14 protein-coding genes are annotated in these 15,668 nt (G+C 71.0%); 12 read left to right on the plus strand and 2 right to left on the minus strand.

Annotated features, from left to right (window positions below; translation table 11 throughout):
- Positions 1 to 575: 575 nt before the first annotated feature.
- The 12 genes from AB0L45_RS21360 (at position 576) to AB0L45_RS21415 (ending at position 13,279) form a co-directional block, all read left to right on the plus strand.
- Entirely contained in the window at positions 576 to 1,121 is a 546-nt protein-coding gene (locus AB0L45_RS21360) for a hypothetical protein (RefSeq protein ID WP_365842114.1), read from the plus strand.
- Positions 1,122 to 1,226: 105 nt separating this feature from the next.
- Positions 1,227 to 2,144, plus strand: a complete 918-nt coding sequence (gene pdxS, locus AB0L45_RS21365; protein ID WP_365842116.1) for a pyridoxal 5'-phosphate synthase lyase subunit PdxS — start codon at positions 1,227 to 1,229, stop codon at positions 2,142 to 2,144.
- Positions 2,145 to 2,169: 25 nt separating this feature from the next.
- Complete coding sequence (gene pdxT / locus AB0L45_RS21370; RefSeq protein ID WP_365842118.1) at positions 2,170 to 2,760, plus strand: pyridoxal 5'-phosphate synthase glutaminase subunit PdxT; 591 nt, start codon at positions 2,170 to 2,172, stop codon at positions 2,758 to 2,760.
- A 104-nt stretch (positions 2,761 to 2,864) separates the two neighbouring features.
- Positions 2,865 to 3,617: a YebC/PmpR family DNA-binding transcriptional regulator gene (locus AB0L45_RS21375; RefSeq protein ID WP_365842120.1), complete on the plus strand. Its 753-nt coding sequence runs from the start codon at positions 2,865 to 2,867 to the stop codon at positions 3,615 to 3,617.
- A 145-nt stretch (positions 3,618 to 3,762) separates the two neighbouring features.
- On the plus strand, positions 3,763 to 4,386 hold the full coding sequence (gene ruvC, locus AB0L45_RS21380) for a crossover junction endodeoxyribonuclease RuvC (RefSeq protein WP_365842238.1): 624 nt from the start codon (positions 3,763 to 3,765) through the stop codon (positions 4,384 to 4,386).
- Complete coding sequence (gene ruvA / locus AB0L45_RS21385) at positions 4,383 to 5,003, plus strand: Holliday junction branch migration protein RuvA (RefSeq protein ID WP_365842122.1); 621 nt, start codon at positions 4,383 to 4,385, stop codon at positions 5,001 to 5,003. Before ruvC ends, ruvA begins: the two co-directional genes overlap by 4 nt.
- A 184-nt stretch (positions 5,004 to 5,187) precedes the next feature.
- Positions 5,188 to 6,216: a Holliday junction branch migration DNA helicase RuvB gene (ruvB, locus tag AB0L45_RS21390; protein WP_365842240.1), complete on the plus strand. Its 1,029-nt coding sequence runs from the start codon at positions 5,188 to 5,190 to the stop codon at positions 6,214 to 6,216.
- 162 nt (positions 6,217 to 6,378) lie between these two features.
- Positions 6,379 to 6,939, plus strand: coding sequence for a preprotein translocase subunit YajC (gene yajC, locus AB0L45_RS21395; RefSeq protein WP_365842124.1), 561 nt, complete (start codon positions 6,379 to 6,381; stop codon positions 6,937 to 6,939).
- A 149-nt stretch (positions 6,940 to 7,088) separates the two neighbouring features.
- The gene (secD, locus tag AB0L45_RS21400; RefSeq protein WP_365842126.1) at positions 7,089 to 8,861 is read left to right on the plus strand and encodes a protein translocase subunit SecD; all 1,773 of its coding nucleotides are present in this window, start codon (positions 7,089 to 7,091) and stop codon (positions 8,859 to 8,861) included.
- Between the two features lies 1 nt (position 8,862).
- Positions 8,863 to 10,011 carry a protein translocase subunit SecF gene (gene secF, locus AB0L45_RS21405; RefSeq protein WP_365842128.1) on the plus strand — a complete coding sequence of 383 codons (1,149 nt, stop codon included), beginning with the start codon at positions 8,863 to 8,865 and terminating at the stop codon, positions 10,009 to 10,011.
- The gene (locus AB0L45_RS21410; RefSeq protein WP_365842130.1) at positions 10,008 to 10,556 is read left to right on the plus strand and encodes an adenine phosphoribosyltransferase; all 549 of its coding nucleotides are present in this window, start codon (positions 10,008 to 10,010) and stop codon (positions 10,554 to 10,556) included. Before secF ends, AB0L45_RS21410 begins: the two co-directional genes overlap by 4 nt.
- A 218-nt stretch (positions 10,557 to 10,774) precedes the next feature.
- Positions 10,775 to 13,279, plus strand: coding sequence for a RelA/SpoT family protein (locus AB0L45_RS21415; protein WP_365842131.1), 2,505 nt, complete (start codon positions 10,775 to 10,777; stop codon positions 13,277 to 13,279).
- 63 nt (positions 13,280 to 13,342) lie between these two features.
- Here AB0L45_RS21415 and AB0L45_RS21420 read toward each other — a convergent pair whose 3' ends face one another.
- Positions 13,343 to 14,572, minus strand: a complete 1,230-nt coding sequence (locus AB0L45_RS21420) for a DUF349 domain-containing protein (RefSeq protein WP_365842133.1) — start codon at positions 14,570 to 14,572, stop codon at positions 13,343 to 13,345.
- A 252-nt stretch (positions 14,573 to 14,824) separates the two neighbouring features.
- Positions 14,825 to 15,649, minus strand: a complete 825-nt coding sequence (locus AB0L45_RS21425) for a peptidylprolyl isomerase (protein ID WP_365842135.1) — start codon at positions 15,647 to 15,649, stop codon at positions 14,825 to 14,827.
- Positions 15,650 to 15,668: the final 19 nt, after the last annotated feature.

Here is a 15,668-nt window from a genome sequence, read left to right on the forward strand (position 1 = left end):
TGGCCCCCTACGCACCCCCTCAGGCCGTTCGGCGAGGCCGGGACAGCAGGGGGGAGGGGGTCGATCACCCTGGTGTGCCCTGACCACATGGTGAGGCTCACGTGGCGGTAGGGACGTCATTGCGCGTCACGTGAGCCTCGTAAGGCGGCCCGGGTGCGTGCCCGTCTCCCTCGCGCTGCGCGCGAGGGAAAGTCGCCCTTCGCGCTGCGCGCGAGTGAGGTTGCGGAATTTTTGGCCACGATGGCGGGAGACCCGCCCGACGGCGCGGGCTCGGGGACATACAGGGGTCTCCCCGCAGGTCAGCCGGGAGCCCGGGTTCACTTCACGCCCCGGGCGACGTACACGGTGCCGAGGAGTGACCCCTGTGTGGCCCCGAGCCCCCACCCACCGGACCCATCGCGCACACGGCGCACCCCCACAAGGCCCCCACACCCTCACACCAGGCCGGCGCCCCCACAAGCCCGTCCGGCGATTGAGGACAACAGGAACCCCGCCCCCCCACGGCGGGAAAGCCGAAAACCGCCCACCGAACAGACGCACAGCCTGATCCCCGCGGACCGGTACTGTGACGCGGTGTGACCACTTTCATCTGGATCGCGGCGGTTCTCGTCGTCGTGGGTGTCTATCTGAGCTGGACCGCGGGGCGGCTGGACCGTTTGCACGCGCGTATCGACGCGGCCCGCGCGGCGCTGGACGCGCAGCTGTTGCGGCGGGCCTCGGTGGCGCAGGAGCTGGGGACGTCCGGCATTCTCGACCCGGCCGCCTCGATCGTGCTCTACGAGGTGGCGCACGAGGCGCGGCAGGCCGCGGAGGAGCAGCGGGAGGTGGCCGAGAGCGGCCTGAGCCAGGCGTTGCGTGCGGTGTTCGACGACGAGGGGCAGCTCGCCGCCGTACGGGAGGCGCCCGGGGGGGAGCAGACGGTCACCGAGCTGACGGCGGCGGTGCGCCGGGTGCCGATGGCGCGGCGCTTCCACAATGATTCCGTACGGGCGGCCCGGGCCGTACGCCGCCACCGGGTGGTGCGCTGGTTCCGTCTCGCGGGGCACGCGCCGTTCCCGATGGCGTTCGAGATGGACGACGAGCCGCCGGCCGTGCTCGGCGACCGTGCCGCCGGGCGCTGAGGCCCGGACGAGCCACTGCCTGGTGATTGGCCCTTTTCAGGGGGCCGGGGCAAACGGTTGTGTGGGCGGCGGAGTCCATCCACCCGCACTGAGTGAGGTCATACCGTGTCCAGCACGCCGAACGCCACGTCCGCCACCGCTCCCGAGACCGGAACCGCCCGCGTCAAGCGCGGCATGGCCGAGCAGCTCAAGGGCGGCGTGATCATGGACGTCGTCACGCCGGAGGAAGCGAAGATCGCCGAGGACGCCGGCGCGGTCGCGGTGATGGCCCTGGAGCGGGTGCCCGCGGACATCCGCAAGGACGGCGGCGTGGCCCGGATGTCCGACCCGGACATGATCGACGGGATCATCGAGGCGGTGTCCATCCCCGTGATGGCCAAGTCCCGTATCGGTCACTTCGTGGAGGCGCAGGTCCTGCAGTCGCTCGGCGTCGACTACATCGACGAGTCCGAGGTCCTCACCCCGGCCGACGAGGTCAACCACTCCGACAAGTGGGCCTTCACCACGCCGTTCGTATGCGGCGCCACCAATCTGGGCGAGGCGCTGCGCCGGATCGCCGAGGGCGCGGCCATGATCCGCTCCAAGGGCGAGGCCGGCACCGGCAACGTCGTCGAGGCGGTGCGCCACCTGCGTCAGATCAAGGGTGAGATCGCCAAGCTGCGCGGCTGTGACAACAACGAGCTGTTCGCCGCCGCGAAGGAGCTGCGTGCGCCTTACGAGCTGGTCAAGGAGGTCGCGGAGCTGGGCAAGCTGCCGGTCGTGCTGTTCTCCGCCGGCGGTGTGGCCACCCCGGCCGACGCGGCGCTGATGCGCCAGCTCGGTGCCGAGGGCGTCTTCGTGGGCTCCGGCATCTTCAAGTCCGGCGACCCGGCCAAGCGCGCCGCCGCCATCGTCAAGGCCACCACCTTCTACGACGACCCGAAGGTCGTCGCGGACGTCTCCCGCAACCTGGGCGAGGCCATGGTCGGCATCAACTGCGACACCCTCCCCGAGGCGGAGCGCTACGCCAACCGCGGTTGGTGAGCAGGGAACGGCGAGCGGGAGAGCGATGAGTAACCCCACCATCGGCGTGCTGGCCCTTCAGGGCGATGTGCGCGAGCATCTGACGGCGCTGGCCACGGCGGACGCCCTGGCCCGGCCGGTGCGCCGGCCCGAGGAGCTGGACGGGGTGGACGGCCTGGTCATACCGGGTGGCGAGTCCACGACCATGTCGAAGCTGGCGGTCGTCTTCGGGATGCTGGAGCCGCTGCGGGCGTTTGTACGCTCCGGGAAGCCGGTCTACGGCACCTGCGCGGGCATGATCATGCTGGCCGACAAGCTGCTGGACGGGCGCGCGGACCAGGAGACCCTGGGCGGCATCGACATGATCGTGCGCCGTAACGCCTTCGGGCGGCAGAACGAGTCCTTCGAGGCGGCCGTCGAGATGGCCGGCGTGGCGGGCGGGCCGGTCGAGGGTGTCTTCATCCGGGCGCCCTGGGTGGAGTCGACGGGGGCCGCCGCCGAGGTACTGGCGACGTACGACGGACACACGGTGGCGGTCCGGCAGGGTAACGTCCTTGCCACGTCCTTCCATCCGGAACTCACCGGCGACCACCGGGTGCACGCGTACTTCGTGGACATGGTGCGCGCCGGCGCGTAGGGGTCCGCCGAGGGTCGGGCGCCGTGTGTGCGGCGGCCCGATCCCGTCCCGGTAGGATCTGTGACGTTCGTTTCTCAACCTGGTTACGCGAAGGAGACAGGCGGATGTCCGGCCACTCTAAATGGGCTACGACGAAGCACAAGAAGGCCGTGATCGACGCCAAGCGCGGCAAGCTCTTCGCGAAGCTGATCAAGAACATCGAGGTCGCGGCCCGCACCGGCGGCGCCGACCCCGATGGCAACCCGACCCTCTTCGACGCCATCCAGAAGGCGAAGAAGAGCTCGGTGCCGAACAAGAACATCGACTCCGCGGTCAAGCGCGGCGCGGGTCTCGAAGCCGGCGGCGCCGACTATGAGACGATCATGTACGAGGGTTACGGCCCCAACGGTGTCGCGGTGCTCATCGAGTGCCTCACCGACAACCGCAACCGCGCCGCCTCCGACGTCCGTGTCGCCATGACCCGCAACGGCGGCTCGATGGCCGACCCGGGCTCGGTCTCCTACCTGTTCAACCGCAAGGGCGTGGTGATCGTCCCCAAGGGCGAGCTGACCGAGGACGACGTGCTCGGCGCGGTCCTGGACGCGGGCGCCGAGGAGGTCAACGACCTCGGTGAGTCCTTCGAGGTGCTCAGCGAGGCCACCGACCTGGTCGCGGTCCGTACCGCTCTCCAGAAGGAGGGCATCGACTACGACTCGGCGGACACCAACTTCGTGCCGACCATGCAGGTCGAGCTGGAGGAAGAGGGCGCCCGCAAGATCTTCAAGCTGATCGACGCGCTGGAGGACAGCGACGACGTGCAGAACGTCTTCGCCAACTTCGACGTGTCCGACGAGGTCATGGCGAAGGTCGACGCCTGACGGACGGTCGGTTGCGCGGTGACGGGCCGGCGGGGAACACACCCCGCCGGCCCGTCCTGCGTTGTCAGTGGCAGCGGATACTGTGCTGATCAGCGGGTCGAGGCCCGCGCGTACGGTTCGGCCGAGGGGAGCAGTGGGGGTGGCGATGAAGGTGCTGGGGGTGGACCCGGGGCTGACGCGCTGCGGTGTCGGCGTGGTCGACGGCGTCGCGGGCCGCCCGCTCACGATGGCCGCCGTCGGCGTCGTACGGACACCGGCCGACGCGGACGTCGCGCACCGCCTGGTGCTCATCGAGCGCGGCATCGACGCGTGGCTCGACGAGCAGCGGCCCGACTGCGTCGCCGTCGAGCGCGTCTTCAGCCAGCACAACGTCCGTACGGTCATGGGCACCGCCCAGGCCAGCGCGGTCGCCATGCTGTGCGCGGCGCGCCGCGGCCTGCCCGTCGCGTTGCACACCCCCAGCGAGGTCAAGGCCGCCGTGACCGGATCGGGCCGCGCCGACAAGGCGCAGGTCGGAGCCATGGTCACCCGGCTGCTGCGGTTGGACGCCCCGCCCAAGCCGGCCGACGCGGCGGACGCGCTGGCGCTGGCCATCTGCCACATCTGGCGCGCCCCCGCCGTCAATCGCCTCCAACAGGCCCATGCCGCCAACCGCCTCCAGCAGGCGCAGGCCGCCGTCCGCGCCCGCCCGGCGCCCGCCGCCGGCCGACGTACCCCCGCACGCGCTCTCGGACCGCGCTCCGAGGCACCCCAGAAGGGCACCCGATGATCGCCTTCGTCTCCGGCCCGGTCGCGGCCCTGGCCCCGGACACCGCCGTCGTGGAGGTCGGCGGCATCGGCATGGCCGTGCAGTGCACCCCCGGCACCCTGTCCGGGCTGCGCGTCGGCCAGCAGGCCAAGCTGGCCACCTCCCTCGTCGTACGGGAGGACTCGCTCACCCTGTACGGCTTCGCCGACGACGACGAGCGGCAGACGTTCGAGCTGCTGCAGACCGCCAGCGGGGTGGGACCGCGGCTGGCGCAGGCCATGCTCGCGGTGCACTCCCCGGACACGCTGCGCCTCGCCGTCGCCAACGGCGACGAGAAGACGCTGACGGCCGTGCCCGGCATCGGCAAGAAGGGCGCCCAGAAGCTGCTGCTGGAGCTGAAGGACCGGCTCGGTGCCCCGGTCGGCACCGGCGGCGGGGGCGTCGGCAGCGCCGTGACGGCAGGCTGGAGCGACCAGCTGCACGCCGCGCTGATCGGCCTCGGGTACGCCACCCGGGAGGCCGAAGAGGCGGTGTCCGCCGTCGCGCCGCAGGCCGAGGCGGCCGTCGCCGAGGGCGGCACGCCGCAGGTGTCGCAGCTGCTCAAGGCCGCCCTCCAGACGTTGAACCGGGCCCGGTGAGCCCGGTGCGGGGCGGCCGGGCGGCGCGGGCCCGTACGATCGCCCACCCCCGTAAGAAGCGCGACGCGAAGCCGGCCCGCCGGGCCGGTACGACCACGTGAGGCAGGACGCAGTGAACTGGGACGAGCCCACCGAGACCGCCGCCGGCCCGCTCCAGGGCGGTACGGCCGAGGGGCCCGACCGGCTGGTGGGGGCCGACGCGGACGGCGAGGACACCGCGGTCGAGGCCGCCCTGCGCCCCAAGGACCTGGAGGAGTTCGTCGGCCAGGAGCGGGTGCGCGAGCAGCTCGACCTGGTGCTGCGCGCGGCCCGCGCCCGCGGTGCCACCGCCGACCACGTCCTGCTCTCCGGCGCCCCCGGCCTCGGCAAGACCACCCTCTCCATGATCATCGCCGCCGAGATGGGCGCCCCGATCCGCATCACCTCGGGCCCCGCCATCCAGCACGCCGGCGACCTGGCCGCGATCCTGTCCTCCCTCCAGGAGGGCGAGGTGCTCTTCCTCGACGAGATCCACCGGATGTCCCGGCCCGCCGAGGAGATGCTCTACATGGCCATGGAGGACTTCCGCGTCGACGTGATCGTCGGCAAGGGCCCCGGAGCCACCGCCATCCCCCTGGAGCTGCCGCCCTTCACCCTGGTCGGCGCCACCACCCGGGCCGGCCTGCTGCCCCCGCCGCTGCGCGACCGCTTCGGCTTCACCGGCCACATGGAGTTCTACGCCCCCGGTGAACTGGAGCGCGTCATCCACCGCTCCGCCGGTCTGCTCGACGTGCACATAGAGGCCGAGGGTGCCGCGGAGATCGCCGGGCGCTCCCGCGGCACCCCGCGCATCGCCAACCGCCTGCTGCGCCGCGTCCGCGACTACGCGCAGGTCAAGGCGGACGGGGTGATCACCCGGGAGACCGCCGCCCAGGCCCTGGACGTGTACGAGGTCGACGGCCGCGGCCTGGACCGCCTGGACCGCGCGGTCCTCACCGCGCTGCTCAAGCTGTTCGGCGGCGGCCCGGTGGGCCTGTCCACCCTGGCGGTGGCCGTGGGGGAGGAACGTGAGACGGTCGAGGAGGTCGCCGAGCCGTTCCTCGTACGCGAGGGGCTGCTCGCCCGTACCCCCCGTGGCCGGATCGCCACCCCCGCCGCCTGGACGCACCTGGGGCTGACACCGCCCCAGCAGCAAGCAGGGGGAAGCGGACAGCAGGGGCTGTTCGGGACGTGACGGCGCGGGGACTCGCCGGGTCAGGAACTGCGGTGCCATGCTGGGCGTTGTTCCACCGGTGCGGACTCGCTTAGACTCCGCCGATGCCGACCGTATGGTCCGGCATATCCACCCCCGTATATCAGACCGCGGACGTGCGGTCGTGCGAAGGATTTCCGTCCCGTGAGTATCGTGACTCTCCTCCCCTTCATCGTCCTCATCGGGGCCATGTTCCTGATGACCCGCTCCGCCAAGAAGAAGCAGCAGCAGGCGGCGCAGATGCGCGACGAGATGCAGCCCGGCACCGGCATCCGGACGATTGGGGGCATGTACGCCACCGTCAAGGAGATCCACGACGACACCGTCCTCCTTGAGGTCGCCCCCGGCGTGCACGCTCTCTACGCCAAGAACGCGGTCGGCGCGGTCCTCGCGGACGAGGAGTACAACCGCATCCTCGACGGCGCCGAGGGCAAGACCGACGCGGTCGTCCCGGACGACGCCTCCTCGCTGACCGAGGGCGCCCCGGCCGCGGACGGCCAGGCCGACACCGGTGACAAGCCCGCGAACCTGGACAAGTCGCCGAAGGCCGACCTCGCCAAGGCCGAGCCCGCCGCCGACGCGAAGGACGCCGCCAAGGCCGACGACGCGAGCGCTGCCGAGGCCGCCGACGGCGCCAAGAGCGGTGCCCAGGCCGACAAGGCCGACCAGGCCGACAAGAAGGACGGCGGCGCCGACGCGAAGTAGCCACGCCCCGACGGAACCGCGGAGCACCCTTCGAGCGGTGCACCGCGGTTCCGGGACGGTCTAGGCTCCGGCGGGGGCACGTCCCCACTACACTTCGTGGCCGCTCGGCAGGCACCGAGCCGGGCGGTTGGACAGGGAGATACGAGAAGGTGGCAGCACCGAAAAAGGGCCGCAGGTCTCCTGGGGGCCAGGGAAGGCCGGGGCGCACCCTGGTCCTGATCATGATCGCCATGGTGGCGCTGGTCGGCGGGATGTTCATCTCGGGGACCTCGACGCCCCGGCTGGGCATCGACCTCGCCGGCGGTACGAGCTTCACGCTGGAGGCCCGTAACCAGCCCGGCAAGCCCAACGCGATCAACGAGACCAACATGAACACCGCCGCGGGCATCATGGAGCGGCGGGTCAACGGTCTCGGTGTGTCCGAGGCCGAGGTCCAGACCCAGGGCACCAACCACATCGTCGTCAACATCCCCAAGGGGACGGACGCGAAGCAGGCCCGTCAGCAGGTCGGTACCACCGCTCAGCTCGGCTTCCGGCCGGTGCTGACCACCACCGCCGGTACGAAGACGCCGCCCACGAGCCCGAGCCCGTCCCCCTCCGCGAGCGGCAAGGGCGACGACGGCAAGAAGGACGGCAAGGACGACGGCAAGAAGGACGACAAGTCCTCCGCCAAGCCGACGCCCAGCTCCACGACCCAGGGCCGCGCCGTGACCAGCGCGCTCAAGAAGGGCCCGTCCGACCCGCCGAAGGCCTCCGGCAGCAGCACGCCCAAGCCCAGCGGCACGCCGCAGCCGTCCACCGGCGCCGACGAGATCCCGGCCGCCCTGCAGAAGCAGCTGGCCGACCTGGACTGCTCCACCAAGCAGTCGCGTGCCGAGGCCGGCGAGAAGGCCGCCGGCACCAAGCCGAGCGACCCGGTCGTGGCGTGCAAGGACGACGGTTCGCAGAAGTACGTGCTGGGCCCGGTCGGCGTCGAGGGCACCGACGTCAAGGACGCCTCCGCGGTCTTCGACAGCCAGCAGGGCCAGGGCTGGATCGTCCAGATGGACTTCACCGGCGCCGGCGGCAAGAAGTTCGCCGACATCACCGGCAAGCTGGCCGCCAAGACCCAGCCGCAGAACCAGTTCGCCATCGTGCTGGACGGCGCGGTCGTCTCCGACCCGCGCGTCAGCCAGCAGCTCAACGGCGGCAGCGCCACCATCTCCGGCGGCTTCACCCAGCAGACCGCCGAGGACCTGGCGAACATGCTGTCCTACGGCGCCCTGCCGCTCTCCTTCAAGATCGCCGACGAGACCACGGTCACCGCGGCGCTCGGTGGCGAGCAGCTCCAGGCGGGCCTGATCGCGGGCGCCATCGGCCTCGCGCTGGTCGTCGTCTACCTGGTCGCGTACTACCGGGGCCTGGCGCTGGTCGCGCTGGCCAGCCTCGCGGTCTCCGCGATCCTCACGTACGCCATCATGACGCTGCTGGGCCCGGCCATCGGCTTCGCGCTGAACCTGCCGGCCGTCTGCGGCGCCATCGTCGCCATCGGCATCACCGCCGACTCCTTCATCGTCTACTTCGAGCGCATCCGGGACGAGATCCGCGAGGGCCGCACGCTGCGCCCGGCCGTCGAACGCGGCTGGCCGCGGGCCCGGCGCACGATCCTGGTCTCCGACTTCGTGTCGTTCCTGGCCGCGTTCGTGCTGTTCATCGTCACCGTCGGCAAGGTCAAGGGCTTCGCGTTCACGCTGGGCCTGACCACCCTGCTGGACGTCGTCGTGGTCTTCCTCTTCACCAAGCCGCTGATGACGCTGCTGGCCCGGCGGAAGTTCTTCGCCAACGGCCACCCGTGGTCCGGTCTGGACCCCAAGCGCCTGGGCGCCAAGCCGCCGCTGCGCCGCCGTCGCACCACCGCCCCCATCGAGACGAAGGAGGCGTGAGATGTCGAAGCTCGGAAACATCGGCGCCCGGCTCTACCGCGGTGAGGTCGGTTACGACTTCATCGGCAAGCGGAAGATCTGGTACGGCATCTCGATCCTGATCACCATCACGGCCATCGTCGGCCTGGCGGTGCGCGGCCTGAACATGGGCATCGAGTTCTCCGGCGGCGCGGTCTTCACCACTCCGAAGACCAGCGTCTCCGCCACGGAGGCGGAGCACCGGGCCGAGGCCGCGGCGGAGGGCCACCAGGCCACCGTCCAGAAGCTCGGCAACGGCGGTCTGCGCATCCAGATCAGCGAGCTGGACACCCAGCAGTCGCTGCCCGTGCAGGAAGCCCTGGCCAAGGACCTGAACGTCCCGGTCAAGGACATCAACACCCAGCTCGTCGGCCCCAGCTGGGGTGAGGAGATCGCCAACAAGGCCTGGCTGGGCCTGGGGATCTTCATGATCCTGGTGGTGATCTACCTCGCCATCGCCTTCGAGTGGCGGATGGCGTTGGCGGCCCTGATCGCCCTGATCCACGACCTCACCATCACGGTCGGCGTGTACGCGCTGGTCGGCTTCGAGGTCACCCCGGGCACCGTCATCGGTCTGCTGACGATCCTCGGTTACTCCCTCTACGACACCGTCGTGGTCTTCGACAGCCTCAAGGAGACCTCGAAGGACATCGGGAAGCAGACCCGCTTCACCTACAGCGAGCTGGCCAACCGCAGCATCAACTCGACCCTGGTGCGTTCCATCAACACCACGGTCGTGGCGCTGCTGCCGGTCGCCGGTCTGCTCTTCGTCGGTGGCGGTGTGCTCGGCGCCGGGATGCTCAACGACATCTCGCTCGCCCTGTTCGTCGGTCTCGCGGCCGGCGCGTACTCCTCGATCTTCATCGCGACCCCGCTGGTCGCCGACTTCAAGGAGCGCGACCCGGAGATGAAGGCGCTGGCCAAGCGGGTGCGCGCGAAGCGTGCCGCGGCCGCCGCCAAGGCCGAGGGACCGGCGGAGCAGGGTGCCGGGCAGGACGCCGGGGACGAGATCGCGCCGCAGGACGCGGCGGACGACGAGGACCCGGCCGCGGCCGGCAGCATGGCCGGCCGGCGCAGCCAGCCCGCGTCCCGCAACCGCGGCCGCGGCCGTCCGTCGGGCAAGCGCCGATGAGCGCCCCCGACGGCCTGCGGGAGCTGCTGCTCAGCCGGATCGCGGACGTGCCGGACTACCCGAAGCCGGGCGTGGTGTTCAAGGACATCACGCCGCTGCTGGCGGACCCGGCCGCCTTCGGCGCGCTGACCGACGCGTTCGTGGCCCTGTGCGAGCGGTTCGGGGCCGACAAGGTCGTGGGTCTGGAGGCGCGCGGGTTCATCCTGGCCGCCCCGGTGGCCGTACGGGCCGGCATCGGCTTCGTCCCCGTACGCAAGGCGGGCAAGCTGCCCGGTGCGACGCTCCGCCAGGCGTACGACCTGGAGTACGGCGCGGCCGAGATCGAGATACACGCGGACGCCGTCGCACCCGGCGACCGGGTGCTGGTGATCGACGACGTGCTGGCCACCGGCGGTACGGCCGAGGCGTCGCTGGAGCTCATCCGGCGCGCCGGGGCCGAGGTCGCGGGTGTCGCGGTGCTGATGGAGCTGGGCTTCCTGGCCGGGCGGCAGCGGCTGGAGCCGGGCCTGAAGGGCGCTCCGCTGGAGTCGCTGATCACGGTCTGACGGGCCTGCGGGGCGTACGGCGGCGGTGCTCGCACCGCACTCGTACGCACGATATTCCGCAAAAAGTAAGCAAAAGGGCATCCGGAACAAAGCCGGATGCCCTTTTGCTGTCATGTACGGACCCGGCGGCCGCGGAAGAGCCGGAGCGCCGAGGTCGATACCATGGCAGCCCGACCCGTTCGTGGTCTTGTGGTCCGGACCCCCTTTGAGGAGTGCTCTTGCCAGACGAGGCCCAGCCGCTTTCTCCCGGACTCCGCCCGGGGGCGCCGCAGTCCGCCCACCCGGACCAGCCCGGCCCCGGCGCTGCCTCGGGTGCGCACGACAAGAGCGAGGGCACCGGCGTGCCCAAGTCCCAGCCGCCCGCCGTCCGGCCCGCCGCGTCCCCCGTACCGGCCGCCAAGCCCACGCCGCCCGTCTACACCGGCCGTACCGGTTCCTCCAACCGGGTACGGGCCCGCCTGGCGCGCCTGGGCGTGCAGCGGCAGAGCCCGTACAACCCGGTCCTCGAACCGCTGCTGCGCATCGTGCGCAGCAACGACCCGAAGACCGAGACCGCCACCCTGCGGCAGGTCGAACGCGCCTACCAGGTCGCCGAGCGCTGGCACCGCGGCCAGAAGCGCAAGAGCGGCGACCCGTACATCACCCACCCCCTCGCGGTCACCACGATCCTCGCCGAGCTGGGCATGGACCCGGCCACCCTGATGGCGGGCCTGCTGCACGACACCGTCGAGGACACCGAGTACGGCCTGGACACCCTGCGCCGCGACTTCGGAGACCAGGTCGCGCTGCTGGTGGACGGCGTCACCAAGCTGGACAAGGTCAAGTTCGGCGAGGCCGCGCAGGCCGAGACCGTGCGCAAGATGGTCGTCGCGATGGCCAAGGACCCGCGGGTCCTGGTCATCAAGCTGGCCGACCGGCTGCACAACATGCGCACCATGCGCTACCTCAAGCGCGAGAAGCAGGAGAAGAAGGCCCGCGAGACGCTGGAGATCTACGCTCCGCTGGCGCACCGCCTGGGCATGAACACCATCAAGTGGGAACTGGAGGACCTCGCCTTCGCGATCCTCTACCCCAAGATGTACGACGAGATCGTGCGGCTCGTCGCCGAGCGCGCCCCCAAGCGGGACGAGTACCTGGCCATAGTGACCGACGAGGTCCAGGCCGACCTGCGCGCGGCGCGCATCAAGGCCACCGTCACCGGGCGGCCCAAGCACTACTACAGCGTCTACCAGAAGATGATCGTGCGGGGCCGCGACTTCGCCGAGATCTACGACCTGGTGGGCATCCGCGTCCTCGTCGACACCGTCCGCGACTGCTACGCGGCGCTCGGCACCGTCCACGCCCGGTGGAACCCGGTCCCGGGGCGGTTCAAGGACTACATCGCGATGCCCAAGTTCAACATGTACCAGTCGCTGCACACGACCGTCATCGGTCCCAGCGGCAAGCCGGTCGAGCTGCAGATCCGTACGTTCGACATGCACCGGCGCGCGGAGTACGGCATCGCCGCGCACTGGAAGTACAAGCAGGAGGCCGTCGCCGGCGCGTCCAAGGTGCGGACGGACGTACCGAAGAACAAGGCCGACGGCCAGGACACAGTCAACGACATGGCGTGGCTGCGCCAGCTGCTGGACTGGCAGAAGGAGACCGAGGACCCGGGTGAGTTCCTGGAGTCGCTGCGCTTCGACCTGTCCCGCAACGAGGTCTTCGTCTTCACGCCGAAGGGTGACGTGATAGCGCTGCCCGCCGGTGCCACTCCCGTGGACTTCGCGTACGCGGTGCACACCGAGGTCGGCCACCGGACCATAGGCGCCCGCGTCAACGGGCGGCTCGTCCCGCTCGAATCGACCCTCGACAACGGCGACCTCGTGGAGGTCTTCACCTCCAAGGCGCCCGGGGCCGGCCCCTCCCGGGACTGGCTCGGCTTCGTGAAGTCGCCACGCGCCCGCAACAAGATCCGCGCCTGGTTCTCCAAGGAGCGCCGCGACGAGGCCATCGAGCAGGGCAAGGACGCCATCGCCCGCGCGATGCGCAAACAGAACCTGCCGATCCAGCGGATCCTCACCGGCGACTCGCTGGTCACCCTCGCGCACGAGATGCGCTACCCGGACATCTCGTCCCTGTACGCCGCCATCGGCGAGGGCCACGTCACGGCGCAGAGCGTCGTGCAGAAGCTGGTCCAGGCACTCGGCGGACAGGACGAGGCGACCGAGGACATCGCCGAGTCCACGCCGATCCGGCCGCGCTCCAAGCGCCGCTCCAGCGCCGACCCGGGCGTGGTGGTCAAGGGCGTCGACGACGTGTGGGTGAAGCTGGCCCGCTGCTGTACGCCGGTGCCGGGCGACCCGATCATCGGCTTCGTCACCCGCGGCAACGGCGTCTCGGTGCACCGCGCCGACTGCGTCAACGTCGACTCGCTGTCCAAGCAGCCGGAGCGGATCCTGGACGTCGAGTGGGCGCCCACCCAGTCCTCGGTCTTCCTGGTCGCCATCCAGGTCGAGGCGCTGGACCGCTCCCGGCTGCTGTCGGACGTCACCCGCATCCTCTCCGACCAGCACGTCAACATCCTGTCCGCGGCCGTCCAGACCTCCCGCGACCGGGTGGCGACCTCCCGCTTCACCTTCGAGATGGGCGATCCAAAGCACCTCGGGCACGTCCTGAAGGCGGTACGGAGCGTGGAGGGCGTCTACGACGTGTACCGGGTCACGTCGGCCCGCAGGCCGTAGCGACCACGTACGCACGAGGGCCCCGGTACGGAGATCCGTACCGGGGCCCTCGTCTGCGGCGTCTCAGCCGCCGAACTCCTCAAGGCCCTTCAAGGCCTGGTCCAGCAGGGCCTGGCGGCCCTCCAGCTCGCGTCCGAGCTTGTCCGCCTTGGCGTCGTTGCCGGCCGCACGCGCCGCGTCGATCTGCTTCTGGAGCTTGTCGACCGCGTCCTGCAGCTGCCCCGTCAGACCCGCCGCGCGCGCCCGCGCCTCCGGGTTCGTCCGGCGCCACTCGGCCTCCTCGGACTCCTGGATGGCGCGCTCGACCGCGTGCATCCGGCCCTCGATCTTCGGGCGGGCGTCCCGCGGAACGTGCCCGATGGCCTCCCACCGCTCGTTGATCGAACGGAACGCGGCCCGCGCCGCCTTCAGGTCCGAGACCGGGAGCAGCTTCTCGGCCTCGGCGACCAGCTCCTCCTTGCGCGTCAGGTTCTCCCGCTGCTCGGCGTCGCGCTCCGCGAACACCTCGCTGCGCGCCTGGAAGAAGACGTCCTGGGCGCCGCGGAAGCGGTTCCACAGGTCGTCCTCGTGCTCGCGCTGGGCGCGGCCCGCGGCCTTCCAGTCCGCCATCAGCTCGCGGTAGCGGGCCGCGGTCGGCCCCCAGTCCGTCGAGCCGGACAGCGCCTCGGCCTCGGCGACCAGCCGCTCCTTGGTCTTGCGGGCCTCCTCGCGCTGCGCGTCCAGCGACGCGAAGTGCGCCTTGCGCCGCTTGGAGAACGCCGAGCGGGCGTGCGAGAAGCGGTGCCACAGCTCGTCGTCCGCCTTGCGGTCCAGCCGCGGCAGGCCCTTCCAGGTGTCCACCAGGGCCCGCAGCCGCTCGCCGGCCGCCCGCCACTGCTCGCTGGCCGCCAGCTCCTCGGCCTCGGCGACCAGCTTCTCCTTGGCCTGCCGGGCCTCGTCGCTCTGCCGGGCCTTCTGCGCCTTGCGCTCCTCGCGGCGCGCCTCGACATCGGTGACGAGCTGGTCCAGCCGCTTGCGCAGCGCTTCCAGATCACCCACCGCGTGGTGCTCGTCGACCTGCTGCCGCAGGTGGTCGATCGCGGCCGTCGCGTCCTTGGCCGACAGGTCGGTGGTTCTGACCCGCCGTTCGAGGAGGCCGATCTCGACGACCAGGCCCTCATACTTGCGCTCGAAGTAGGCGAGGGCCTCTTCGGGGGATCCCGCCTGCCACGATCCGACGACCTGCTCGCCGTCGGCGGTACGCACGTACACGGTCCCCGTCTCGTCGACGCGGCCCCATGGGTCGCTGCTCACAGCGCCTCCTCCACATGATGCCGACGGGAGCGTCGCCCCCCGGCATCGTCCACAGTTTCTGTCCGGCGGGGGCAGCGCCCCGGCCGGTCCGACGGGTGTCTTGCGGGTGCGGGTGGCAGCCGTCGGAGCAGGCACCCTACACAACGCCAATCTAGGCGACCGGCGGGTCGGCTGTCCGCATCCAGCACGACCGAAATTTCGCGGTTCGCACACCACGGCGGCGCCTCCGGCGTGCCAGGGGGCGCACCCGGGTCAGGATTTCGTGACCGTCGCCCGGTTGATCACCACCGTCGCGTTGGGGGCGGTGTTGCCGGTCGCCGGGTCGGGCGTCGAACCCGCCGCCGCGATCTTCTTCAGAACGTCCATGCCCTCGGTGACCGTTCCGAAGGGCGTGTAGTTCGGCGGCAGCTTGCTGTCCTGGTAGACCAGGAAGAACTGGCTGCCACCGCTGTCACGGGTCTTGTCGCTCTTGCCGTCGTAACGGTTCGCCATCGCGACCGTGCCCGCCGGATAGACGTCGCCCTTGAGCTTCGGGTCCTTCAGGTTCTCGTCCGGGATGGTGTAGCCGGGGGTGCCCGAGCCGGTGCCGGTCGGGTCGCCGCACTGCAGGACGTAGAGGCTCTGGTCGACCAGACGGTGGCACTTGCTGTGGTCGAGGAACTTCTCGCCCGCCAGGAAAGCGAACGAGTTGACGGTGTGCGGTGCCTTCGCGGCATCCAGCTTGATGCCGATGTCGCCGCACGTCGTCTCCAGCTTCATCGCGTACGACGCCGAAGTGTCCAGCGACATCGCCGGCTCCTTCTCCCAGCGCTTCTTGGACGGCGCGCCCGGGGCCGGCTTGCCGCACGGGTCGGCGGCCTTGCTCGGACTCGGCGCCGCCGCGTCCGCCGTACCGCCGTCGCCCGTCAGCCCGACGGAGGCGTACGCGGCCGCGCCCGCGGCCAGTGCGACCGCCACGGCCGACGCGACGATCACGTTGCGGCGCTTGGCCTTGCGCCGGGCCGCTTCCCGCCGCTGCCGCTGGCGCTCGAACTTCTCACGGGCGAGCTGCCGCCGCCGCTGATCGCTGCTGACCACCGGTCGTCTCCTAGGTGTG

This window comes from Streptomyces sp. NPDC052496 (assembly GCF_040679095.1).
Classification (GTDB): Bacteria; Actinomycetota; Actinomycetes; order Streptomycetales; family Streptomycetaceae; genus Streptomyces.

Coding starts and splice junctions, on each gene's coding strand:
- pdxT (WP_365842118.1), top strand. CDS start 2,170: ATGAGTAACCCCACCATCGGCGTGCTGGCCCTTCAGGGCGATGTGCGC.
- AB0L45_RS21375 (WP_365842120.1), top strand. CDS start 2,865: ATGTCCGGCCACTCTAAATGGGCTACGACGAAGCACAAGAAGGCCGTG.
- ruvC (WP_365842238.1), top strand. CDS start 3,763: ATGAAGGTGCTGGGGGTGGACCCGGGGCTGACGCGCTGCGGTGTCGGC.
- ruvA (WP_365842122.1), top strand. CDS start 4,383: ATGATCGCCTTCGTCTCCGGCCCGGTCGCGGCCCTGGCCCCGGACACC.
- secF (WP_365842128.1), top strand. CDS start 8,863: ATGTCGAAGCTCGGAAACATCGGCGCCCGGCTCTACCGCGGTGAGGTC.
- AB0L45_RS21410 (WP_365842130.1), top strand. CDS start 10,008: ATGAGCGCCCCCGACGGCCTGCGGGAGCTGCTGCTCAGCCGGATCGCG.